Below are 25210 nucleotides of genomic sequence, written 5' to 3' on the forward strand. Positions count from 1 at the left end.
GTATAACCTTCAATAATGAAGTTCATCATCTGAACACAAGACTTCACAGGAAAGGAACATGCGACGTGCCTGATTGGTTAGAGGTTATTATACGAACGTTCTCTGCGGTAACCATGCTGTTTCTCATCACCAAAATTTTAGGCAAACGGCAGATCTCTGAACTATCCTTGTTTGAATATATAACGGGTATCACTTTGGGGAATCTGGTAGGATACATCTCTTTGGATACAGACACAAGCTGGTATTTGGGTTTTCTTGCTGTGTTGGTGTGGGTTTCGGTCTCCGCAGGAGCGGAGTATTTAACGATGAAAAGTAAAAAGTTCCGCGATGTTGTGGATGGGAAATCAACCATACTTGTTGAAAACGGAGCTGTGATTCAAAAAAATCTGAAGAAGGAACGGCTGACGATTGATGAGTTTCTGGAACAGCTTCGTAAAAAAGATGTTTTTCGGGTGGCTGATGTGGAATTTGCGGTAATGGAACAGAGTGGAGATATCAGTGTATTATTAAAAAAGGAATATCAACCGCTCACTGCAGACATGCTGGGGTATCGTCTTTCTTCGGAAAAGGAACCGCGAACGATCATTATGGATGGCCGCATTCTACCTGAAACGTTAAAGGCTGCTGGAGTGACTGAGGATTGGGTCAAAAAAGAACTGCGTAAACTAGGTCTGACATTAAGCCAAGTTTCAATCGGTCAGGTGGATAGTAAAGGAGAACTGACTGTGCAGACCGGGACGGAGGCCTTGCCCAAACCAGCCAAATCGAATCCGAATGATCAAATTAAAGAACTGGTCCAGCAATTGCAGGATGATTTAATAATGCGTAAGCAGCTGGCCGCTAATGACAAAGATCGTCTGAAATATCAAGAAGCGTTAGATCAATTTCAAACGGCAATGCATGCTTATCAAAAAACGAATCGTTCGTGAAAGGATACATAATATATTCTTTATCAGCCCTGGCAAAAGTCGGGGTTCTTTTTTATTAAATTTAATTCACGAATTTCTGGAACAATATCCAACTCAGTCCGTATTAAAGAGAGTTAAGCGTTTATCTTTCTCACAAGCTAAGGGTTCGGAATTTATACAACAAGGGAGAATACATACTATATGAAGCAATGGAAACGCGTACTTTTATCTCTTACCTTATCGGCAGGCTTACTTGCCTCGGCAGTACCGGCAATGGCGGCACCTCCAGACACAGCTGTTAAGGTGGATAATCAGGCGGTTAAATACACTGCAGGTGCACCGATAGTTGAAAAAGGAACGACTCTCGTTCCGCTGCGTACGACGCTCGATGCACTCGATGCCAAACTAACAAGTACGACCGATGACAGTATTACGGCTGTTGTGAATGGCAGAACCATTACGCTGAAAAGTAAGCTTGTTCGCATTAACGGCGTCACTTACGCGCCAATCCGTATTGTAGGTGATGCGGCAGGATATGAGGTGCGCTGGGATAAGGCTGCACGTACAGTGCTGCTGGTATCCAAAGGCGGATCAACGGAAGCCGTTCAAACGGGTGGACGCGGCTTCATGTGGGAAGTACAGCATAACGGTAACACCGTGTATCTGGTAGGGTCAATGCATGTGGCGGACAAGAGCTTTTACCCGCTGCGTCCGGAGTTTGAAGAAGCTTTTGCCGAAGCAGACTATCTTAGTGTAGAAGTGGATGTCAGTAAAGCAGCCGATGAAGAACAGCAGAAGTTGGTGTTGAGCTTGGGCTCATACCAGGATGGTACAACTCTTAAGGATCATATATCGAGTGAGACCTACAGCAAGCTCGGGGATATTTTGAAGAAAGCGGGTCTGGAGCCTAATGCACTGGATGCGTATAAGCCTTGGGTGGTGGAAAGCACATTGGCGACCCTGAAAACATCGACAGCTGGACTCGAAGCATCGTCCGGTGTAGATTTGTATTTTATCCAAAAAGCTGTTGAACGGAAGATCCCGGTCATTGAACTGGAATCCTACCAGTCTCAGTTGGGAATGTTCGATAATTTCTCGAAAGAATTACAGGAGAAAACACTTAAATCTACAATCGAGAATTTTGATGCCCTGGACAATAGTGCAAGTCAAATGGCCGAGATGTGGAAAACGGGTAATGACGAGCAGCTGCTGGAGCTGACAAAAAGTTTCTCTACTGACGAAGAGTACAATAAAGCGATGCTAACTGATCGTAATATTGGTATGGCCGACAAGATTGATGGCTACCTGAAAAACGGCAAAGGTGAAGAGTACTTTATTGTGGTTGGTGCAGCGCACTACCTGGGAGAGCATGGGATTGTGAAGCTGCTTGAAGATAAAGGATATACGGTTGACCGTAAATAAGACAAACAGCGAGTGGGATATCTAACGATGTACTTTTGATGCAGTTTTGATGAAAAACAAAAGATGCACTTATTATAGAATAATGCAGCAGACCCTTTCGGCGTTTTCGAGCCTGAAAGGGTCTCTTTCTTCTATATAAGAGTTTGATTTCCTTATATATAGAAGAAAGTCAGCTGAATTGAAATCAGTTAACTACAGAGGACATGAAGATTAACTTATTCGTGAAGGGTTGTGGCTGTTTGATTTTCATGGTCAAATACGAATACATATCATTTCTAAAATAATGCTTTACAAGTGGGGGTGATACGTTATATACTCTAATTCCGGCCAAGAAAACACAGTATACACGGTGAGGCAAGCAATTGAGAAAACAAGCTTCGAAAGAAACTTGGGAAAAAGAGCTTGCAAAGTTGGTTCGGACGTGATAAGATATAAGAGTTGCTGAAACGAAATAAACTCAGCGGCGAAACAAGTTTGATCTTTGAAAACTGAACAACGAGTGAGTAATGATCTTGCTTGCAAGATCAAAATGAGATTTTTAATCTCGTCAGATTCAAAATGAGCTTATCGCTCTTTTCAATACCCCGATGAGTATCACAGTGTTTAACCACGCTGACGAAATTCATCTTTATTGGAGAGTTTGATCCTGGCTCAGGACGAACGCTGGCGGCATGCCTAATACATGCAAGTCGAGCGGACTTGAAGAGAAGCTTGCTTCTCGGATGGTTAGCGGCGGACGGGTGAGTAACACGTAGGCAACCTGCCCTCAAGCTTGGGACAACTACCGGAAACGGTAGCTAATACCGAATACTTGTTTTCTTCGCCTGAAGAGAACTGGAAAGACGGAGCAATCTGTCACTTGGGGATGGGCCTGCGGCGCATTAGCTAGTTGGTGGGGTAACGGCTCACCAAGGCGACGATGCGTAGCCGACCTGAGAGGGTGATCGGCCACACTGGGACTGAGACACGGCCCAGACTCCTACGGGAGGCAGCAGTAGGGAATCTTCCGCAATGGGCGAAAGCCTGACGGAGCAATGCCGCGTGAGTGATGAAGGTTTTCGGATCGTAAAGCTCTGTTGCCAGGGAAGAACGCTTGGGAGAGTAACTGCTCTCAAGGTGACGGTACCTGAGAAGAAAGCCCCGGCTAACTACGTGCCAGCAGCCGCGGTAATACGTAGGGGGCAAGCGTTGTCCGGAATTATTGGGCGTAAAGCGCGCGCAGGCGGTCATGTAAGTCTGGTGTTTAATCCCGGGGCTCAACCCCGGATCGCACTGGAAACTGCGTGACTTGAGTGCAGAAGAGGAGAGTGGAATTCCACGTGTAGCGGTGAAATGCGTAGAGATGTGGAGGAACACCAGTGGCGAAGGCGACTCTCTGGGCTGTAACTGACGCTGAGGCGCGAAAGCGTGGGGAGCAAACAGGATTAGATACCCTGGTAGTCCACGCCGTAAACGATGAATGCTAGGTGTTAGGGGTTTCGATACCCTTGGTGCCGAAGTTAACACATTAAGCATTCCGCCTGGGGAGTACGGTCGCAAGACTGAAACTCAAAGGAATTGACGGGGACCCGCACAAGCAGTGGAGTATGTGGTTTAATTCGAAGCAACGCGAAGAACCTTACCAGGTCTTGACATCCAACTAACGAGGCAGAGATGCGTTAGGTGCCCTTCGGGGAAAGTTGAGACAGGTGGTGCATGGTTGTCGTCAGCTCGTGTCGTGAGATGTTGGGTTAAGTCCCGCAACGAGCGCAACCCTTGATCTTAGTTGCCAGCACTTCGGGTGGGCACTCTAAGGTGACTGCCGGTGACAAACCGGAGGAAGGTGGGGATGACGTCAAATCATCATGCCCCTTATGACCTGGGCTACACACGTACTACAATGGCCGGTACAACGGGCAGTGAAGCCGCGAGGTGGAACCAATCCTAAAAAGCCGGTCTCAGTTCGGATTGCAGGCTGCAACTCGCCTGCATGAAGTCGGAATTGCTAGTAATCGCGGATCAGCATGCCGCGGTGAATACGTTCCCGGGTCTTGTACACACCGCCCGTCACACCACGAGAGTTTATAACACCCGAAGTCGGTGGGGTAACCGCAAGGAGCCAGCCGCCGAAGGTGGGATAGATGATTGGGGTGAAGTCGTAACAAGGTAGCCGTATCGGAAGGTGCGGCTGGATCACCTCCTTTCTATGGAGAATCGTCTTCTGCAATGAAGACATTCAAATAAGCAGGTTCTTTGAACCTGCAACAGCGATTCATTTCGGTCCATCACTTCAGGTGTGGATGAAATGAAGAGCAAACTACTCACTCGTTGCTCAGTTTTGAGAGCTCAAACTCTCAATCATCTCGTTTTTTCGACGGACACCGATGGTGAACGGACCGAAGAAACCGATTTGTTCTTTGAAAACTAGATATCGAAACGAAACAAACGCGAATTAGAACATTCCTTTTTAGCTGAACTTGTGTTAAACAAGTTTCAATAAAAACGGTAGTTAAATGCAATTGCGATGGTATCGGGTGGGAGCGACTTTTGGCTTTGCGTAAGCAAAACAAGGGAAGCGAGCAAACGAAACCGGAGCAATCTGGTTAAGCTGCTAAGAGCACACGGAGGATGCCTAGGCGCTAGGAGCCGATGAAGGACGTGGCGAACAACGATACTGCCTCGGGGAGCTGTAAGCAAGCTTTGATCCGGGGATGTCCGAATGGGGAAACCCAGCTGGGGTAATATCCAGTTACTCACAACTGAATACATAGGTTGTGCAGAGGCATACCAGGGGAACTGAAACATCTAAGTACCCTGAGGAAGAGAAAACAATAGTGATTCCGTCAGTAGCGGCGAGCGAACGCGGAGAAGCCCAAACCAGAGAGCTTGCTCTTTGGGGTTGTGGGACGTCTCACATGGAGTTACAAAGGAACCGGTTAAGCGAAGAGGTCTGGAAAGGCCCGCCAAAGAAGGTAAAAGCCCTGTAATTGAAAGTCTGTTCCCTCCGAGACGGATCCCGAGTAGTGCGGGGCACGTGAAACCCCGTATGAATCCGGCAGGACCATCTGCCAAGGCTAAATACTTCCTAGCGACCGATAGTGAAGCAGTACCGTGAGGGAAAGGTGAAAAGCACCCCGGAAGGGGAGTGAAATAGAACCTGAAACCGTGTGCTTACAAAAAGTCAGAGCCCTATGTTGCGAACTTGTTCGTCAACAGGGTGATGGCGTGCCTTTTGTAGAATGAACCGGCGAGTTACGTTCCCGTGCAAGGTTAAGGTGAAGAGCCGGAGCCGCAGCGAAAGCGAGTCTGAATAGGGCGAATGAGTACGTGGACGTAGACCCGAAACCGGGTGATCTACCCCTGTCCAGGGTGAAGGTGCGGTAACACGCACTGGAGGCCCGAACCCACGCACGTTGAAAAGTGCGGGGATGAGGTGGGGGTAGCGGAGAAATTCCAATCGAACTCGGAGATAGCTGGTTCTCCCCGAAATAGCTTTAGGGCTAGCCTCGGAAAACAGAGTCGTGGAGGTAGAGCACTGATTGGGTGCGGGGCCCGCAAGGGTTACCAAGCTCAGTCAAACTCCGAATGCCATAGACTTACTTCCGGGAGTCAGACAGTGAGTGCTAAGATCCATTGTCAAAAGGGAAACAGCCCAGACCATCAGCTAAGGTCCCCAAGTGTGTGTTAAGTGGGAAAGGATGTGGAGTTGCACAGACAACCAGGATGTTGGCTTAGAAGCAGCCATCATTGAAAGAGTGCGTAATAGCTCACTGGTCGAGTGACTCTGCGCCGAAAATGTAACGGGGCTAAACACACCACCGAAGCTATGGCTTGATGCTTGCATCAGGGGTAGGGGAGCGTTGTATAAGGGTTGAAGGTGTACCGTAAGGAGCGCTGGACATTATACAAGTGAGAATGCCGGTATGAGTAACGAAAAGATCAGTGAGAATCTGATCCGCCGAAAGCCTAAGGGTTCCTGAGGAAGGCTCGTCCGCTCAGGGTAAGTCGGGACCTAAGGCGAGGCCGAAAGGCGTAGTCGAAGGACAACAGGTCGAAATTCCTGTACCACCGTAAATCGTTACGAGCGATGGGGGGACGCAGTAGGGTAGTGACGCAGGCTGATGGATGCCTGTCCAAGCAGTAAGGCTGATGTGTAGGCAAATCCGCACATCGGAAGGCTGAGCTGTGATGGGGAGTGAAAATTACAGTAGCGAAGGTCATGATCTCACACTGCCAAGAAAAGCCTCTAGCCAGATGAAGGTGCCCGTACCGCAAACCGACACAGGTAGGCGAGAAGAGAATTCTAAGGCGCGCGGAAGAACTCTCGTTAAGGAACTCGGCAAAATGACCCCGTAACTTCGGGAGAAGGGGTGCCCCGGTAGTGTGAATAGCACGAGGGGGCCGCAGTGAAAAGGCCCAAGCGACTGTTTAGCAAAAACACAGGTCTGTGCGAAGCCGTAAGGCGAAGTATACGGGCTGACGCCTGCCCGGTGCTGGAAGGTTAAGGGGAGTGGTTAGGAGCAATCCGAAGCTGTGAACCGAAGCCCCAGTAAACGGCGGCCGTAACTATAACGGTCCTAAGGTAGCGAAATTCCTTGTCAGGTAAATTCTGACCCGCACGAATGGCGTAACGACTTGGGCGCTGTCTCAACGAGAGATCCGGTGAAATTTTAATACCTGTGAAGATGCAGGTTACCCGCGACAAGACGGAAAGACCCCATGGAGCTTTACTGCAGCTTGATATTGAATTTGGGTACGATCTGTACAGGATAGGTGGGAGCCTTTGAAGCATGAGCGCCAGCTTGTGTGGAGGCACCGTTGGGATACCACCCTGATCGTATCTAGGTTCTAACCTGGTGCCCTTAGCGGGTACGGGGACAGTGTCAGGTGGGCAGTTTGACTGGGGCGGTCGCCTCCTAAAGAGTAACGGAGGCGCCCAAAGGTTCCCTCAGAATGGTTGGAAATCATTCGAAGAGTGCAAAGGCATAAGGGAGCTTGACTGCGAGACCTACAAGTCGAGCAGGGACGAAAGTCGGGCTTAGTGATCCGGTGGTACCGCATGGAAGGGCCATCGCTCAACGGATAAAAGCTACCCTGGGGATAACAGGCTTATCTCCCCCAAGAGTCCACATCGACGGGGAGGTTTGGCACCTCGATGTCGGCTCATCGCATCCTGGGGCTGAAGTAGGTCCCAAGGGTTGGGCTGTTCGCCCATTAAAGCGGTACGCGAGCTGGGTTCAGAACGTCGTGAGACAGTTCGGTCCCTATCTGTCGTGGGCGTAGGAAATTTGAGAGGAGCTGTCCTTAGTACGAGAGGACCGGGATGGACGTACCGCTGGTGTACCAGTTGTTCCGCCAGGAGCACCGCTGGGTAGCTATGTACGGACGGGATAAGCGCTGAAAGCATCTAAGCGTGAAGCCCCCCTCAAGATGAGATTTCCCAGTATGTAAGACCCCTTGAAGACGACGAGGTAGATAGGCTGGGGGTGGAAGTGCAGCAATGCATGGAGCTGACCAGTACTAATCGGTCGAGGGCTTATCCAATAGCAGGTTTTGAGTCGCGTAAGTTTCGTTTCGAATCTAGTTTTCAGAGAACAACACTCTGAATGACATGAAAATCGGTACATCATTTAAGGTGTGGTTGATTTTCAGTTTCAACTGAATGGAAGAAGCACAGCTTCAATCGAATCGCGTTTGGTGGCGATGGCGGAGGGGTTCCACACGTACCCATCCCGAACACGACCGTTAAGCCCTCTAGCGCCGATGGTACTTGGACCGCAGGGTCCTGGGAGAGTAGGACGCCGCCAAGCAGAATCAAAAACACACTTGATCATATCAGGTGTGTTTTTTTGTGCTGCTCATTGATATGTACAATTACGGATACGTACAACCATGAATCTTTACAAATCGCCTAACCCCCTAATGAATCTATTAAGATTCTCTCAGGGGTTAGGTGCAGGGTTTTGAGTCATGATGTTCGGCAAATAAGTAATGCTGGTTTTTTTCAAATCCTATAATAATTAGTGTGTTTGTAAGAGGCTGTTCTCCTCCATTCGGGACCGCTTTCGATTATAGATTGCTATGGTTATAAGAACGAACATCTCAGATAAAGGTACGGACAGCCATACTCCAGTACCGCCCATGAATGATGGTAGGATGATAAGTAAAGCAATCATGATAATCATCTCGCGTGCGGCTGTGATCCAGATAGCCATTTTGGCATTACCAATGGATTGAAAATACGTACTCATCACAAAGTTTACTCCCATGAAAACATAGGCAATGGTGAAGATCCGCAAGCCATAGACAGCGCTATCGGTAACAGTGCTGCTGAAGTTACCAAAGATTTGTACAAAATAAGGCGCCCCGACTTGAACAACGAGAAGTAAAACTACACCGCTAATGAAGGCTGTTTTAACGGCAATGCGCATCGTTTCCTGGATTCGCTCCATTCGCTGTGCCCCATGATAATAACTGATCAGAGGCTGCGCAGCCGAAGCAAGACCAAGGAAAGCTAACAAGACAACCCCATGGATGTAATTTAGAACCGTAAACGAAGCGACACCATTGGTACCTCCAATTCTCTCCATGGAGATATTGTGTGATACCGAAAAGACAGACATGCCAAGTTCGGCCAAGAAGCTGGGAAAACCAATAAGGGCAATCATGCCGAGCAGCTTGGAGCTCCATGTGAACCTTGTAAACGTAAGATTGTTTGTTTTTTTGAAAAAGTGACTGAACAGCACAAGCAGCGCCAGTGCCGCTGATACAATCGTGCCAAGTGCAACCCCACTTACTCCCCACTCCAGCACATATAACGTAATATAGTTGATTACAATATTGGCCGCAGCAAAGGTAATCTGAGCATACATCGAGGTGTTTGGATTCCCATCGTTGCGAACAAACACGGATAATGCATTTTCAATCGTAAAGACAAACCCGAACAGTAACATGACATTCATATAGTCGGATGCAGAAGAAAACGTATCGGCGTTCGCTCCAAGCGCGTACACGAGCTTGTCTTTGAACATATAGGCAGTGTACCCGATAGCCATTGTAATCAACAGAATGAGAATAATGGATTTGGTGAACACTTCTTTGGCCTTTTTGTTTTCTTTTCTGCCCATATGATTAGAATATAACGCAGCTCCGCCCATGCCGATCCACAGAGACATGGCTACGAATAGGGTGTAGACAGGAGAAGCAATACCGATCCCTGCCATAGCGGTTGACCCAAGTTTGTGCCCGACCATAATGCCGTCGATAATAAAGTTAAACGCGATGACCAGCATCCCCAGGACAGAGGGCACCAGATAGCTGATAAAAGCTCTACCTACGGTTTGCCTCTCAAGCGGATGCGTCCAATTCGTACTCATAATGACCTCCGGTAGTAAGTTTAAAAGTTTAAAGCCACATTTTATACTGAACGTTCGTTCTGTATAATAACATGAGAACAATTCAAATGGCAAATTTTCTGAAATTCACATTGTTTATTTGATAGAGTATGAGAAAGGGCTAGCCAGGGGGGGAAGAATCAAATGAAGCAAAACAAGTATGATGAAGATGCGTTCTTTCAGAATTACAGCAAGATGGAACGTTCCGTTAGGGGGCTGGATGCAGCTGGTGAATGGCATGAGCTGCAAACCTTATTACCTGATCTGAAGGATAAGCGAGTGCTTGATTTGGGATGCGGTTTTGGTTGGCATTGCCGATATGCACGCGAACAACAAGCGAATTCAGTCATCGGTATTGATCTATCGGAAAAAATGCTGCAGCGTGCACGAGAACTGACGACTGATCCACAGATTGAGTATCGGCAGATGGCTGTAGAAGATATCCATTTTGAACAAAACCAGTTTGATGTCGTAGTTAGTTCCCTTGCGCTGCATTACATTGAGCATTTACATGATGTGTATCGTAAAATTCATCATTGTCTGGTCTCGGGTGGAACGTTCGTCTTATCTGTTGAACATCCGATTTTCACTGCTCGTGCAGAGCAGGACTGGCATTATGGCGCGCAAGGCGAGAAACTGCATTGGCCTGTGGATCATTACCACGAGGAGGGACAGCGAATTGCCAACTTTTTGAACCATGACGTCGTCAAATACCACCGGACAATGGCAGCATATCTGAATGAATTAATTCGTGCAGGATTCGTTATTGAGCAGATGGCAGAATCGAGACCCTCGCTGGAGATGATAGAGCAGGTTCCAGGTATGTCAGATGAGAATCGAAGACCGATGTTTCTGATGATCGCCGCAATCAAAGGATAAGTAATAGACTATATATACATCATGCAAGGGTTGGAGAATCGGCTTGTTCAGCACATGAACATGCTGATTTTTTATTTTGCTAAAATATAAGAAATACTGTGCGAATTAGGGAACCAAATGACATCGGGATAAGTCCTATTAAGTGAGGTGAACATCAATTGGACTATTCGTTTCTGGCAGAGGCCCAGACTATCGACAATGACACACTTGCCAGCCTAATGGATGATTACGGTAATGATGTGTGGAATTATGCTTATTTTTTAACTAGAAATGCGGAGCAGGCGGATGATTTGTCACAGGAGGTTTTTGTTCGGGCATATACGGGAATTGCTCATTTCCGAGGAGATTGCACAATCAAAACATGGCTGTTGACGATTACAAGAAACACAACGTTTACATACCGAAAATCGAGATTTTTTCGAAGCAGTTTATGGGGAGAGGCATTACCTTTGGTGTCAGATCAGGACCGCTCAGGGTCAAATGAGATGAGGTCGGAGCGATCTTTTCATCCATCTGCCGAGATGGTAGTAATGGGAAGAGCACATATGCACGAAATCTGGGATATCGTTCTGGCGCTGCCGAAGAAGTTTCGGGAGATTCTTTTACTGCATCTGAGGTATGAACTTACAACGGTGGAGATCGCAGACATGTTACGAATCAGCCAAGGAACTGTGAAATCGCGGTTATCCCGGGCTAAGAATAAGGTACGAAGCCAGTGGGAGGAGAGAAGGCAATGAAGCATGAGGATGAGCAGTGGGAAAAAGAAATTCGTAAAGGGCCGTTTGCAGTGTCGCCTTTTACCGAACAGCATAAGAGTAAGGTGCTGCAGCAGGTAGAATGGATGAAGACGGCAGGCAGCAAGGGACAGGAAATGCGCGAAATGAGCCCTTCAGAACCCGCATTGAAACGCTCTGGCTCACGCTCCGATACGTTCAGCGGAGATGGAGGTACAGTCACATATGCAGTTAAAGATACAGCGAAAGTTACATCAAGACATCAACGTCTTAGAAAAAGACGTATCGGCATTCTCGCTGCAGGGTTGAGTGCATTGGTTATAGCAGGCGGGATGTTTATGTGGAGCTGGGACGACGGGCGGCTCGCCAAACCGTTGGTTGCACAGATCAATCCGGCTTCCGCTTTGTTATTTGCCGATCATCTGAATGTGGATATCCTTACGAATCAGATGAAAAAGAATGTTGCGATCACGATGAGAGACGATCTGGGCAAACAGCTGCGCATTACCAAAGTGCAGCATCTATCCGTGTCTGGCAGAATATACATTGAAGCCGGTCAGGAGAAAGAAGAAGATTATGCCCAAATTTGGCTTGATGCCAAAACGGGTGATCTTCGTGAAGTTCAGATGAAAGCCGAGATGCAGCCAGAACAGTTGGAGCATCGGTACCTGCGCCAGATCCCGTCACTTTTGGAGAGCATTCGCAGTGCTCCTTCGCTTAAACCAGTACTCGTTTGGCGGAAGGTAAGCATGGAGCAAGGAGAGACTGTGCCGAAAACACGCACTACACTTGCATTAAAGAACGACAACAGTTTTGGGTATATTGAATGGGAGCAGGATAAGGTCGTATCGTTATCAGGGGAAATTACTTCAGATGAGGTATCTCAGACCGCTTTGGAAGATGCTCGGAAATCGGTGGCTGCTTTATCAGGGAAAACGGATTTAAATTTGGAGAGCATACATCGAACCAAGGATATTAAGCTGGGAGGAGAGATTTTCTTTTTTCGATTTGCCCATAATTACTTTGTTCAAATGACCGAAGGAAAAGGAGGCCTGGGGTACACCGTCCGAGACGCTAATAATTATGAGCCAGTAATCGATGACCCAAAAGAAATGGAGGCTTATCAAGAGAAATTATACAATATAGATGAAGCTGTACTTAGAGAAAAAGCAGGGCCAATCATTAAGAGCATATTTAACATTGATTTGGATGCTTACAAGCTTCATCGGAAAGCCGATGCATTGGGCATTGTAACTTTTGAATTGGAGTCTGCCCGCGACATGTTTAAGGTCGAATATAAAGAAGATGGACGCATCACCATGGTAACGAGAGGGGAAGAGTAAAGTGATTTTGGTGCTCAAATGTAATAAAGTAATTCATGAATAAGCTGAAGTGCACGGAATTACAGGTTAATGCTAAAATGTAACAAGTCATATAACTTACTTTTAGGAACTAAGAAACAATCAGGTACGTACTTTTCAATTCGGAACATAACGTCTAAACTGATACCTAAGCCTTCAATCATCATATAAACAGAGAAATAATACTGGATTTATGTAAAACATATAGAGAAAAGGACGTGGAGTAATATGGACGTTACAGTGCAAACGAAGAAAAAAGAAGAAATTCTGCAGGCATTTCAATTTCGGCATGCCACCAAGCTGTTTGATGCGTCACGCAAAATTAGTGAAGAAGACTTCTCGTTCATACTTGAAACGGGCCGCTTATCCCCAAGCTCCATCGGATTTGAGCCATGGAAGTTTCTGATTGTACAAAACCCGGAGTTCCGTCAGCGTCTGTCCGAGGTATCTTCCGGTGCGCAGCGGCAGCTGGCTACAGCCAGTCACTTTATCGTGATCTTGGCTCGTACGGATGCAAGCTATAATTCTCCACATGCAGAGTATATGCTGAAAGAGATTCAGGGTATGCCGGACGACGTATTCAAGCTGACAAGTGAAGCTTATGGCAAATTCCAGAACAATCAAGGTCTGCTTGAAAATGCAAAAACGTTATTTGACTGGGCGTCTAAACAGACGTACATTGCACTCGGCAATATGATGACTGCAGCGGCTCAGATTGGCATCGATTCATGCCCGATTGAGGGTTACAACTATGCAGAGGTACATCGTATTCTGGAAGAGGCAGGACTGCTTGAAGACGGTGCATGGGATGTGTCCGTTATGGCAGCCTTTGGTTACCGTGCAGCAGAGCCGCCTCGTGAGAAATCTCGCCAGTCTGTTGAGCAAATTACACATTGGATCAAATAATTGGGTGATTTCTTTATAGATTGGCGAACCTCGACCCAGATCAAACGGATGAAAAATGAGAGGCCGACTCTTTCCTGAGTCGGTTTGTTTATTTCTGGCGTTTGGCAAAAGGGTAAAAAGGGGGTATAATCGACCCATGGAACCTATACTCATTTTCAAAGCATTATCCAATGAGACACGCAGACAGATTCTGCTGTGGCTAAAAAACCCGGAGCAGCATTTCTCACCGCTTGAGCTGTCCCAGCATCCGGATGGCGGAAAGAGTGGGATCTGTGTAGGCACAATTCAACTAAAGGCAGGACTGGCTCAGTCCGTAATTTCAAGCTATTTGTTGACGATGCTTAAGGCAGGGCTGCTGCTGTCGGAGCGTAGAGGACAATGGACGTACTATCGCCGCAACGAAGAGACGATACAGGCATTTGCCGAGTACGTGCAGCACGAGTTATAAGCCGGATGCCGGATCGGAAGTCAGGATGCGACATGCAGCAAGCAGAAATTCCGTCCGGATGTGAACGGCCAGGTTAAAGAGAAATGATCTTTGGAGCACATGGTATATCCGGGAAGCGACAAAGTACACTTTTGTTCATATATATCTATATATCTGGATATGCAAAAATATAATTACAGAGGAGTATGAACGTTAATGAATATCGAACATAAAGAACATCAACATAAAGAACATATTACCGACGTCAAACTTTCCGTGCTTGATCTTGCCCCAGTAGTTGTAGGATCAACACCCGCAGATGCACTTCGCAACAGTCTGGAGCTGGCGCAGCATGCCGAGCGCTGGGGATATCATCGCTACTGGGTTGCCGAACATCACAACATGCCGGGCATTGCCTCATCTGCAACTTCAGTCGTGATCGGTCATCTTGCAGGCGGGACGAAAACAATTCGTGTCGGTTCGGGCGGCATTATGCTGCCTAACCATGCCCCGCTTGTGATTGCGGAGCAGTTTGGCACGCTTGAATCGTTGTATCCAGGTCGGATTGACTTAGGATTGGGACGTGCACCTGGTAGTGACCGCCGTACATCACTGGCACTGCGCAAAGATCTGAACAGCGGAGAAGATTTTCCTGAGCTGCTTGCCGAACTGCGGGCTTACTTTGATGCCTCGGCAACGTCTTATCATGCACCAGTGCGGGCTGTACCCGGCGAAGGACTGAACATCCCGCTTTATCTGCTGGGTTCCAGTGATTTCAGTGCACGTCTGGCGGGCCAGCTGGGATTGCCGTTTGCTTTTGCCAGCCATTTCTCGCCAGACTATACGCGGATTGCTCTGGATACCTACCGCAGCAGCTTCCAGCCGTCCGAGAACTTAAAGGAGCCATATGTAATCGTGGGTGTTAACGCCGTGGTAGCTGATACCGATGAAGAAGCCGCATGGCTTGGAACAACGATGCAGCAGCAGTTCCTGAACATTATCCGCGGTACAACCGGACTTGTGCAGCCGCCAGCAGTGATGGACGGCAAGTGGACGGATCGTGAACAAGCTGCTGTAGCCCAGACGCTGAAAGCAGCGGTAAACGGTTCGCCGGAGAAGGTGCGCGGACAGCTTGAATCCTTTATCCGCCAGACACAGGCGGATGAACTGATCATTACGTCGATGATTTATGACCATCCAGCACGCCTGCACTCATACGAGTTGATCGCGCAGTTGGCGAGAAACATATAATAGATTGGCCTGGAGCCGCATGTGAGCAGCATCGGATTGCAGATCAACGGTTCGTCTCCGAGGGAGGCGGGCCGTTTTTTGCGTGGGAAAATTTTCAATAGATTGTTGTGGGGCAGGGGAGTCGTTTTGGGGTAAAATGAGTTTACTTGCCGAATTTGAAACGGGCAAACGGCCCATACGTATAAATCTGAAGTATTGTACATATGTTGGCTTGTACAAGTGAATTGTACCCGTCAGGCAGAAAAGGCGGGATGCAGCTTACTGTATTACCCATCGTAACCGATAAATACGGAAGTAAGATACATAAGAGAGGACGACAAGCCTATGGAGCAGCCTGAGCAGCAGTCCGAGAACCAAACCCGTGTTTGGCCGGATCGATTCAAACGTTTTTTTCTGAATAATAAATTTGTACTGTTTCTATTAATTCTACTGCTGGTTGGACTGAACATAATGGTTCTGACCAAAGTATCGTTTGTATTCCACCCGCTGGCGGTGTTGATCAAAACGATTGTACTACCAATCATTCTGTCTGGCATACTTTATTACCTGCTCAATCCACTTGTGGACGTGATGGAACGATGGAAAATCAAGCGAGGCTGGGGCATTCTCATTCTCTATCTCGCCATTGGCGGGGTGCTGACCGTTGTGGTGCTGGCTGTTATTCCTGTGCTGCGTAACCAGATCATGGGACTCATCGCCAATTTCCCTACCTATAGTGAAACCGTAAGGGATCAATTCGAGGAATTGACAGGCAGTCAGCTGTTCAGTCAGGTACAGGAGACCATCAACATGAACTGGCAGGACTGGTGGGGCACGATCTCCCAGAAAGCAACCGAGATTCTCAACTCCACGTGGACGAAGCTTGGCGGATTCCTCGGTGCGTTTACCGAGACGGTGTTATCCATTGTAACCGTTCCGTTCATCCTGTTCTATCTGCTCAAAGACGGCAAGAAACTGCCGGAGAAAATCTTGTCTTTTCTACCAATCAAAAGCCGTACCGGTGCAATGCATGTCCTGCATGATATCAACCACCAGATCAGCTCATTCATCCGTGGACAGATTATCGTCAGCTTCTGTATCGGTGTGCTGCTCTACATCGGGTATATGATCATCGGTCTGGATTATGCTTTGATTCTTGCGATTATCGCTTCCTTTACAAGTGTGGTTCCGTATCTGGGACCTGCGATTGCCATCACGCCTGCACTGATCGTGGCTCTGGTAACTTCGCCCGTGATGCTGCTGAAGATGATTGCGGTATGGACGATTGTACAGCTGATCGAAGGCAAGTTCATCTCCCCACAGATCATGGGCAAAACGCTTAAAATTCATCCAATTACGATCATCTTTGTCATTCTGACTTCAGGCAATTTGTTCGGGGTGGTGGGTATCCTGCTGGCAGTTCCGGGGTACGCAGTACTCAAAGTGATCGTGTCTCATATTTTCAATCTGTTCAAGGACAGGTCGGGTCTGTATGATCCAAACAAAAATAAATTATTGAAGTGAGTAAGGTGAGTAAGGTTGGTAAGCTAGATCAGAAAGCCAAGATAAGCATGCTGCTTAAAACAGTTCCCTTACACAACAAGAACCCCCGCCCATTGGCATAACGCCAAGAGGCGGGGGTTCTGTTGGTTTAAACCGGCAGGCATGATGCCTAGCCGTGTTTGATATGCTGGAGCGTTTGCAGGAAAATTTGCTCAATGTGAGCATCATCCAGGGAATAGTATACCGTCTTGCCTTCCTTACGCCGCTTCACAATCCTCATGTTGCGGAGTGACCGCAGCTGATGGGAGATGGCTGACTGGCCCATATCCAGCAGCACGGTCAGATCGTGCACACATAATTCTTTCTGTAACAGTGCATCAATAATACGTAGACGTGTTGGATCACTAAATGCTTTGAACCAATCCGCCATCTCGGAAGAAGTATCCCGATCTATGAGTGAGGTGCGAATGGTTTGCACATCGGCTTCCGTACCTGAGCAGGCATCATCGCAATCATGTGGAGCTTTAACCGGTTGTTCCATTCCTATCACCGCCTATGTTTAACAACTGATAGCTCTATTATATCCAAAAAACGCCTAAAGCGAAATGATTACTATTAGCATATTCTGTATCCAAAATCAACAACTCATGTTGACACTCCCGTTTGGGGGTGCATATAATAGGGTTAATTGAATATATGAATGATTGCTCATGTATTGTATCAAACATAAACTTTATATTAAAGAGTTAAATTATTTGTCACACAAAGTGGAGAAGACGAAAAAAATGATAAAGCGGAGCTGAAAGCTTTTCGGAAGGATAAGCACTTTTAGTTCAACTTTTGACGGACTGCAAAGGGGAGAATTCACATGGGAACCGGACAGGAACAGGTGAAAAGGGAACTGCTGCTGGATGGACTGGATTGTGCAAACTGTGCACTGAAAATTGAAAATGGTGTGAGCAAAATTAAAGGCATTAATGAATGCTCCGTTAATTTTGTGACCAAGACGTTATCTATGTACACCACATCCGATATGGATGAGCAGGTGGTGGAAGAAGCCAAACGTAAGGTGCTCCGCCTGGAACCGCATATCCGTATCTCGGATAAGGGCGGTGCACAAGAAGCCGTGACGAACAGCACGGGCATACATCGGCACAATGATCAGAGCCAAGCTCAAGAACATAGTCACGAACACACTCATGAACATGGACACGATCATGGTCATAACCACAGCCACGCGCACAGTCATGAGGAGAGCGGTCACGCTCATGCCGGCCATTCCCATGAACATGGTGCGGGGCAGACGAAGGTGCTGCTTGCCAGACTGGCTGCTGGCTCTGTGCTGCTTGCTGCAGCCGTCTGGGCACCACTGGGTGATTGGGCGCAGCTTGCCCTTTATGTGGCGGCATATCTTATCGCAGGTGGAGATATCGTGCTTCAGGCGGTCAAAAACATCATTCGCGGACAGGTATTTGATGAATACTTCCTGATGACGGTTGCTACACTCGGTGCCTTTGCCATCGGGGAGTACCCCGAAGGAGTTGCGGTCATGCTGTTCTATCAGCTCGGAGAGCTGTTCCAGGGCATGGCGGTTAACCGCTCACGCAAGTCGATCCAGTCCCTGATGGATATTCGCCCGGATTATGCGAATATTCTTACGGGTACGGGTGACGAGACTCGGCGTGTATCACCAGAAGAGGTCCGCATAGGCGACCGTATCATGGTTAAAGCGGGTGAACGAGTCCCGCTGGACGGGATTGTGAAGGCAGGCCGATCTATGGTGGACACATCAGCGCTGACAGGGGAGTCCGTGCCGAGACAGCTGGAACCTGGAAGTGATGTGCTCAGCGGTTTCGTGAACAAAAACGGCATGTTAACGATTGAGGTTACCAAAACGTTTGGTGAATCAACGGTATCCAAAATTCTCGACCTGGTGCAGAATGCCAGCAGCCGGAAGGCAAAAACAGAACATTTCATCAGCAAATTTGCCCGGTATTATACACCGATTGTGGTCATTCTCGCTGCTCTGATTGCCTTTGTTCCTCCGCTTCTTTTTAGCGGTGCAGCATTTGCCGACTGGATCTATCGTGCACTCGTCTTTCTAGTTATCTCATGTCCTTGTGCACTCGTCGTGTCGATTCCGCTTGGTTTCTTCGGTGGTATTGGCGCAGCTTCACGGAACGGCATTCTGGTTAAAGGCAGTAATTACCTGGAAGCTTTAAATGATGTTAAAGTGGTGGTGTTCGACAAAACGGGCACACTAACCAAAGGTGTTTTCAAGGTCACATCTGTTCAACCCGAAGGCGGACGTACGGAAGAAGAATTGATGAGGCTGGCAGCGATTGCTGAGGCGAACTCCAATCATCCGATTGCTGAATCTATTCGTGCAGCCTGGGGGAAAGATATTCCGTCTCAAGGTGTGGATGGATATGACGAGGCAGCAGGTCACGGGATTAAAGTGAATGTGAATGGTCAGGAAGTGCTTGCTGGCAACGCGAAGCTGATGGAGCAGGCAGGCGTCATGTATACAAAGCCGCAAACCGTCGGAACGGTCGTGCATGTTGCGGAAGCCGGACAATATATCGGTCACCTGATCATTGCCGATGAAGTGAAGGAGGACGCAGCATCTGCCATTCAGGAACTCAAACAGCTGGGCATCCGCAAAACAGTGATGCTGACAGGTGATGCCAAAGCGGTAGGCGAAGCAGTAGCACGTCAGCTTGGCGTAGATGAGGTGTATGCGGAACTGCTGCCGCAGGACAAAGTCGAACGGCTGGAGCAGCTGGAAGCAGCCAAATTTCCGAAGGAAAAAATGATCTTTGTTGGGGACGGCATTAATGATACACCCGTATTGGCACGGGCCGATGTCGGAGTTGCGATGGGCGGACTTGGATCAGACGCGGCAATTGAAGCAGCGGACGTAGTCATCATGACGGATGAACCGTCCAGAATTGCCAGTGCAATTCAGATCGCCAAGCGTACACGCCGGATCGTCTGGCAGAATATCGGATTTGCGCTGGGTGTCAAAGCCGTCTTCCTGCTGCTCGGTGTATTCGGGATCGCCACCATGTGGGAAGCTGTCTTCTCCGATGTGGGCGTTACGGTGCTCGCGGTGTTGAATGCGATGCGGGTGCTTCGGATCAAGGACGTTTAGATTGATGAAACGTACAGCACGGCTCTGCGTATATACGTAGAGCTGTTTTACTATTTTTATGGATATTTGTATGAATGATATCGGTCTGAAAGCTAACGAGAAGAGAAGGAGTGCGAGCATTTTGGCAGGAGCATTATTGGGCATTATATGCGGAGTATGTTATTTCATTTTGGGATTGATGGTGTATAAGAAGCCGCCAAAACAAATTAACGGAATATACGGTTATCGGACACCACGGGCAATGAGCAATTCCACCTTGTGGGAGGAAGCGCAGCGGTACAGTTCGGCATTGATGATGCAGTTCGGGTTTATTATAACGGTTTTTGGTGTCATCGGTTTCTGGCTTACGGATGTGCGCGCGTTGGTATTAAGTCTGATTGCAGTGGGTTTTTATACGATCAGGCTGTTTACCCGGGTAGAAGGACGTTTGAAACAAATGCAGCGAGCGCAGCAGGAGCAGGACAAGCAGTAAAGAAGGTCAGGCAAACCAGGTAGTCCTAGCGGTGAAAGTGAGAAGCATGCGCAGGAAGCACAGGGAGCGCAAGAAAAAATAGAGAGCCTGATGAAAAGCTGCCGATGTATGGGAACATGGAGCAGAATGGTATCGGTATGCGTATTGAAACCTGAATAAGGATTATGTAATACACCAAGATCCGTGCAAGCGGGTCTTTTTTGTTTTCGTTTCCAATTGTATTTCAGATCATGTTTGTGTCTTTCCTTGTCTCTGCCTTATAAATCTTACGTTGACGTTAACGTTATAAAGATATATAATTATATACATAATAATGATGACATATGAAAAGAGGTGAAGCAGATGGGTTTATTCAAAATTGATGATGCTGCCAAAGCCTGCGGACTTACGAAACGAACCATTCGATACTATGAAGAGATTGGAGTTATGCCTTCACCTCGGCGGACAGATGGTGGAACGCGGCTGTATACACAAGAGGACATCGACTATTTGAAAAAAGTTGTTCGTGCCAAAGAAGTGCTTGGCTTCTCGTTACAGGAGCTTCATGCTTATGTCGCCACGGCCGATACGCTGAACGAACAGCGATTTGACTACCAGCAGACAACTGAGGTGGAGAAACGTATCGAAAAGCTCAGCCGCATGGAAACAACACTCGATGGTCAGCTGCAGCTGCTGGAGCAGAAACTGCAAAGCATTCACGCCGTACAGCATGAGCTGGAAGAGCTGCGCGAACGGGTTAGAACAGGTATACAGACGCTGCAGATCCGTGCTGGCAAGCAGACGAAGACCAAGGACGATTAACCAGCATGAGATCAATGCAGAGAAAAAGGAACGGAAACGGATGGATAGCAAGTATGTCTGCATGATCCGGATTGCACTGATTACGGATTAAATCAGGATCAGATGAATTGCAGCATGCTTTAGTACAAACACTGGTGACTCCGGTGTGCTTGTGCTGTTTTTTTGTCTCGAATTTTGAAAATGGAATAGATGCATTGCGAAAATTTTCATTATGTTTCGTTTCAATACCATAATTAATTCATATCGGAGGAATGATTTATGAAAAGAGAACCATCATTACCTGACGAGTTACCGTCATCCCGTGGAGGCCTGCTGTCCCAGCCGCGAGCAGTGTGGGCCGTGGCCTTCGCCTGTATCATCTCATTTATGGGACTGGGTCTCGTCGATCCGATCCTGCCAGCTATTGCTGATCAGCTTCACGCATCCAAAAGCCAGGTGTCCCTCCTGTTTACAAGCTATAACGCAGTAACGGGAATTGCTATGCTGATCACCGGTGTTGTATCCAGCCGTATTGGCGTGAAATGGACACTGCTCAGCGGCATCCTGCTGATTATTGTATTCTCTTTCCTGGGCGGTACATCCGACACGGTCGGAGCGCTGGTCGGTTATCGCGGAGGCTGGGGACTTGGGAACGCCTTGTTCATTGCCACCGCCTTGTCAGCCATTGTTGGGTTGTCCACATCAGGGACAGCCAAGGCTATTATTTTATACGAAGCAGCACTCGGTCTCGGGATTGCCGTTGGTCCGCTGCTTGGCGGTGAGCTGGGTTCGATCTCCTGGCGCGGTCCGTTCTACGGGGTAGCTGCCCTGATGGCGGTTGCTTTTATCAGTATCATGTTTATGCTGCCCAAAATGGCCAAACCGAAAACGCGCAGTACACTGTCCGATCCGTTCAAAGCACTCGGTTACCCTTCACTTAAAACGTTGGCGATTACCGCTTTTCTGTACAATTTTGGTTTCTTTACCTTGATGGCTTATTCACCATATGTGATGAAACTAGATGAGCACGGTCTAGGTTATGTCTTTTTCGGTTGGGGATTAATGCTGGCGATTACGTCCGTTTTTGTGGCACCGAAGCTGCAGCGGCGATTTGGCTCAGTGCCATCCATGAGTGTGATGCTCACACTGTTTGCGGCCGACCTGCTGGTAATGGCTGTTGGTACGGTAATGGGTTCATCAATGACGGTTATCGTTGCGGTAATTGTCGCCGGTATTTTCCTGGGTATTAACAATACGTTGATCACCACGGCTGTTATGGAGGCAGCACCTGTCGAGCGTTCGGTCGCATCTGCAGCATACAGCTTTGTACGGTTTATGGGTGGAGCACTTGCGCCTTGGCTTGCAGGAAAATTGTCCGAATGGTTTCTGCCCGAAACGCCGTTTTATTTCGGTGCTTTGATGGTCCTGATCGGCGTCGGTGTACTGCTGATGCGTCGTCGTCACCTGCGGGATATCGATGCTTCAATTGCTCATTAATGAAATATGCCGAGATCAGCTTATTAACTAACTAACATTTCGGGTTAATCATCAGACTGGAGGAATTGAAATGCTGGAACGAATATTGGCAGCTGTGGATGGATCGAATCATGGGAATAAAGCACTGGAACAGGCTCTCATGCTGGCTGAACAGATGAAGAATTCAGTTCATTTGACCATTTTGCATGTGAATCCTTCCATTTCGATTAACGAGCCTGCCCTTGGGGTGGATTTGGAAGAACGCATCGCCGAGGAAGGAAAGCATATTATTGAGCCAGTGAAGAAACTTTTGGCTAATCGGGCCGTGTCATATGAGACACGTCTGGTTGCAGGTGATCCTGTGACCGAAATTTGCCGCACGGCACGTGAACAAAAATGCGATCTGATTGTGATGGGCACCGGAGGTAAAAGGATGCTGGCTGAGATCCTGGTCGGCAGCGTCAGTCATGGTGTGCTGAAGCACGCAGATTGTCCAGTTCTGACGGTGAAGTGAACGGAATGTCTGGTGAGTGATTCACGCTGTAAATTCTAACGATCTCAGGAAACCCTATTCTGCTGGAAAATGCCATTTTGAAATTCTAACGATTCGTAGAAACGCTATATTGCCTTTTGGGTGTGGAAAAAGGTTGATTATCATGTTAGGACATGAAATAAGGTTTCTGGAGATCGTTAGAATTGAGAGCGAGGGTACTAACCCTGTCTTTCAATCTCGTTTACTGGGTGGATCATGCAGAAATAGTGTATAACTAAAGTATAACCTTCTCAGGTCTGCCTCAGAGGCTGTGTTATCTACTTGAGATTACAGCTTGCTGTGCAGGCAGGTTCGTTGTTTTTGAGTTAAGCTTTGTGCGGGGTGTTCTAAACGATTCGTGCATCGCGGCTTTTGTTCTATGCGTTATTAACTTGAATGAACTGTGATGCTTGTCAGTTACAACTGAATATGAATTATGCGCTGCATGTGAGTTATTTGAGCTATAAGTTGCATTATATGCCTTTGATAAGGAATCGAATGAATGGAGGATGCAGTTTATGAAAAAACAACATCTGTTTATTGGCGGCAAGCACACCGAATCAGTGCGGTATACGACACTCCAGGCGCCGTATTCCGGAGAAACACTGGCAGAAGTGGCTTCCGCCTCAGCAGAGGAGACGGAGGCGGCTGTAGCTGCGGCAGTGCAGGCACGCCAAGCCATGCGTCAGATGCCTGCACATCAGCGTGCAGACCTGCTGTACAAGCTGTCCGCCATGCTGGAAGAACGCAGAGAAGAGGCGGCCCGCATCGTTGCATTGGAAGCAGCGAAGCCGATCACTGCGGCGAGAGCCGAGATCGACCGTACAATTGAGACATACCGTTTTGCCGCCGAAGAAGCGAAACGTTTAACCGGAGAGACGGTTCCGATGGACGCGGCGAGAGGCGGCGAAGGCCGCATCGGTTATACTATGCGACAGCCGATAGGGGTCATCGGGGCGATCACGCCGTTTAATTTTCCAATGAACTTGGCTGCACATAAAGTGGGGCCCGCGCTGGCAGCAGGAAATACGATCGTGCTCAAACCTGCGGAGCAGACACCGCTGTCTGCCTACTTCATAGCGAACCTGTTTCACGAAGCAGGGCTGCCTGATGGAGCATTGAACGTGGTGAGTGGCGATGGCAAAACAATCGGTGACGTGCTCGTGCAGCATCCCGATGTGGCTTATATCACCTTTACAGGCAGTCCAGCCGTAGGAACGGGTATCCGCAGCAAAGCCGGATTGAAACGTGTTACGCTGGAGCTTGGCTCCAATGCCGCTGTAATTATAGACAAAGATGCCGATCTGGACAAGGTGATTCCGCGCTGCGTCACGGGTGCGTTCACATATCAGGGTCAGGTATGTATTTCATTACAGCGTATCTATGTGCACGAGGCCATTGCCGAGAATTTTATCCAACGTTTCGCTGCAGCGGCCGAACAGGTTGTGATCGGTGATCCGCTGAATGAGGATACGATGGTCTCAGCACTGATTACCTCCAAGGATGTGAAGCGCACACTGGAATGGATTGAAGAAGCGAAGCAGGCAGGTGCATCGGTTGCAGTGGGTGGTAAAGCTGAAGCAGGCGTGCTGCGTCCAACGGTACTTGTCAATGTGCCGCGTGAAGCTAAGGTATCGTGTCAGGAAGTGTTTGCACCAATTGTTGTCATTAACACGGTCAATTCCGTAGAAGAAGGCACCAAGCATGTCAACGACTCCATGTATGGGCTTCAGGCAGGAGTGTTCACCAATGACATTCAAACGGCGCTTCGAGCCGTGGATGAGATTGAAGCGGGTGGCGTGATGATCAATGATATCCCAACATTCCGGGTAGATCATATGCCGTATGGTGGAGTGAAGCAAAGCGGGATCGGACGTGAAGGTGTCAAGTATGCGGCGGAAGAAATGACGGAATTAAAGTTTGTCATGTTTAACAAAAATTAATCGGGTTTATTGAGGGTTACAGCCTGTAGTATAAAATGATTGGAAATCCTGCATCCACCTCAGGGGTGCAGGATTTTTTGGGTTTCAAAACCAAGAAATTGGTCTCAAAA

Annotated in this window: 17 protein-coding genes and 3 rRNA genes; 18 read left to right on the plus strand and 2 right to left on the minus strand. The window is 48.0% G+C overall.

From position 1 onward, the window contains the following. Positions 1–65 precede the first annotated feature (65 nt). The 5 genes from MKY97_RS03100 (at position 66) to rrf (ending at position 8119) form a co-directional block, all read left to right on the plus strand. Entirely contained in the window at positions 66–929 is an 864-nt protein-coding gene (locus MKY97_RS03100; protein ID WP_342554067.1) for a DUF421 domain-containing protein, read from the plus strand. A 180-nt stretch (positions 930–1109) separates the two neighbouring features. Beyond that, entirely contained in the window at positions 1110–2330 is a 1221-nt protein-coding gene (locus tag MKY97_RS03105; RefSeq protein ID WP_342554068.1) for a TraB/GumN family protein, read from the plus strand. A gap of 628 nt (positions 2331–2958) precedes the next feature. Beyond that, positions 2959–4513, plus strand: a 16S ribosomal RNA gene (locus tag MKY97_RS03110). Between the two features lie 397 nt (positions 4514–4910). Further along, positions 4911–7853, plus strand: a 23S ribosomal RNA gene (locus MKY97_RS03115). A 149-nt stretch (positions 7854–8002) separates the two neighbouring features. Further along, positions 8003–8119: ribosomal RNA gene (gene rrf / locus MKY97_RS03120) — 5S ribosomal RNA — on the plus strand. The 16S, 23S and 5S rRNA genes sit together here, the layout of an rRNA operon. A 210-nt stretch (positions 8120–8329) precedes the next feature. Here the strand turns inward: rrf and MKY97_RS03125 are convergent. Beyond that, positions 8330–9685 carry an MATE family efflux transporter gene (locus MKY97_RS03125; RefSeq protein ID WP_342554069.1) on the minus strand — a complete coding sequence of 452 codons (1356 nt, stop codon included), beginning with the start codon at positions 9683–9685 and terminating at the stop codon, positions 8330–8332. Positions 9686–9847: 162 nt separating this feature from the next. Between MKY97_RS03125 and MKY97_RS03130 the strand changes: the two genes are divergently transcribed. The 7 genes from MKY97_RS03130 (at position 9848) to MKY97_RS03160 (ending at position 16764) form a co-directional block, all read left to right on the plus strand. After that, positions 9848–10582, plus strand: a complete 735-nt coding sequence (locus MKY97_RS03130) for a class I SAM-dependent methyltransferase (RefSeq protein ID WP_342554070.1) — start codon at positions 9848–9850, stop codon at positions 10580–10582. A 158-nt stretch (positions 10583–10740) separates the two neighbouring features. Further along, positions 10741–11319 carry an RNA polymerase sigma factor gene (locus tag MKY97_RS03135; protein ID WP_342554071.1) on the plus strand — a complete coding sequence of 193 codons (579 nt, stop codon included), beginning with the start codon at positions 10741–10743 and terminating at the stop codon, positions 11317–11319. Further along, entirely contained in the window at positions 11316–12659 is a 1344-nt protein-coding gene (locus MKY97_RS03140) for a hypothetical protein (protein ID WP_342554072.1), read from the plus strand. Before MKY97_RS03135 ends, MKY97_RS03140 begins: the two co-directional genes overlap by 4 nt. Before the next feature lie 246 nt (positions 12660–12905). Then, positions 12906–13583: an NAD(P)H-dependent oxidoreductase gene (locus MKY97_RS03145; protein ID WP_342554073.1), complete on the plus strand. Its 678-nt coding sequence runs from the start codon at positions 12906–12908 to the stop codon at positions 13581–13583. A gap of 136 nt (positions 13584–13719) precedes the next feature. Beyond that, the gene (locus tag MKY97_RS03150; RefSeq protein ID WP_123066816.1) at positions 13720–14031 is read left to right on the plus strand and encodes a helix-turn-helix transcriptional regulator; all 312 of its coding nucleotides are present in this window, start codon (positions 13720–13722) and stop codon (positions 14029–14031) included. Between the two features lie 195 nt (positions 14032–14226). Continuing rightward, complete coding sequence (locus tag MKY97_RS03155) at positions 14227–15261, plus strand: LLM class flavin-dependent oxidoreductase (RefSeq protein WP_342554074.1); 1035 nt, start codon at positions 14227–14229, stop codon at positions 15259–15261. Positions 15262–15585: 324 nt separating this feature from the next. Next, on the plus strand, positions 15586–16764 hold the full coding sequence (locus MKY97_RS03160; protein ID WP_342554075.1) for an AI-2E family transporter: 1179 nt from the start codon (positions 15586–15588) through the stop codon (positions 16762–16764). Between the two features lie 148 nt (positions 16765–16912). Here the strand turns inward: MKY97_RS03160 and MKY97_RS03165 are convergent, their stop codons facing one another. Then, a complete protein-coding gene (locus tag MKY97_RS03165) occupies positions 16913–17284 on the minus strand; it encodes a metalloregulator ArsR/SmtB family transcription factor (protein ID WP_342554076.1) in 372 nt (123 codons plus the stop codon). Between the two features lie 327 nt (positions 17285–17611). Here MKY97_RS03165 and MKY97_RS03170 point away from each other — a divergent pair, with 327 nt between their 5' ends. The 6 genes from MKY97_RS03170 to MKY97_RS03195 all read left to right on the plus strand — a co-directional run bounded on the left by MKY97_RS03170 (position 17612) and on the right by MKY97_RS03195 (position 25100). Beyond that, complete coding sequence (locus MKY97_RS03170) at positions 17612–19897, plus strand: heavy metal translocating P-type ATPase (protein WP_342554077.1); 2286 nt, start codon at positions 17612–17614, stop codon at positions 19895–19897. Positions 19898–20018: 121 nt separating this feature from the next. After that, complete coding sequence (locus tag MKY97_RS03175) at positions 20019–20369, plus strand: SdpI family protein (protein WP_342554078.1); 351 nt, start codon at positions 20019–20021, stop codon at positions 20367–20369. 342 nt (positions 20370–20711) lie between these two features. Further along, the gene (locus MKY97_RS03180; RefSeq protein ID WP_342554079.1) at positions 20712–21170 is read left to right on the plus strand and encodes a MerR family transcriptional regulator; all 459 of its coding nucleotides are present in this window, start codon (positions 20712–20714) and stop codon (positions 21168–21170) included. Between the two features lie 258 nt (positions 21171–21428). Next, positions 21429–22646: an MFS transporter gene (locus MKY97_RS03185; protein WP_342554080.1), complete on the plus strand. Its 1218-nt coding sequence runs from the start codon at positions 21429–21431 to the stop codon at positions 22644–22646. A gap of 70 nt (positions 22647–22716) precedes the next feature. Next, the gene (locus MKY97_RS03190; RefSeq protein ID WP_342554081.1) at positions 22717–23139 is read left to right on the plus strand and encodes a universal stress protein; all 423 of its coding nucleotides are present in this window, start codon (positions 22717–22719) and stop codon (positions 23137–23139) included. Between the two features lie 536 nt (positions 23140–23675). Then, on the plus strand, positions 23676–25100 hold the full coding sequence (locus MKY97_RS03195; RefSeq protein ID WP_342554082.1) for an aldehyde dehydrogenase family protein: 1425 nt from the start codon (positions 23676–23678) through the stop codon (positions 25098–25100). Positions 25101–25210: the final 110 nt, after the last annotated feature.

This window comes from Paenibacillus sp. FSL R7-0652 (assembly GCF_038595045.1).
In the GTDB taxonomy this organism is placed as follows: domain Bacteria; phylum Bacillota; class Bacilli; order Paenibacillales; family Paenibacillaceae; genus Paenibacillus.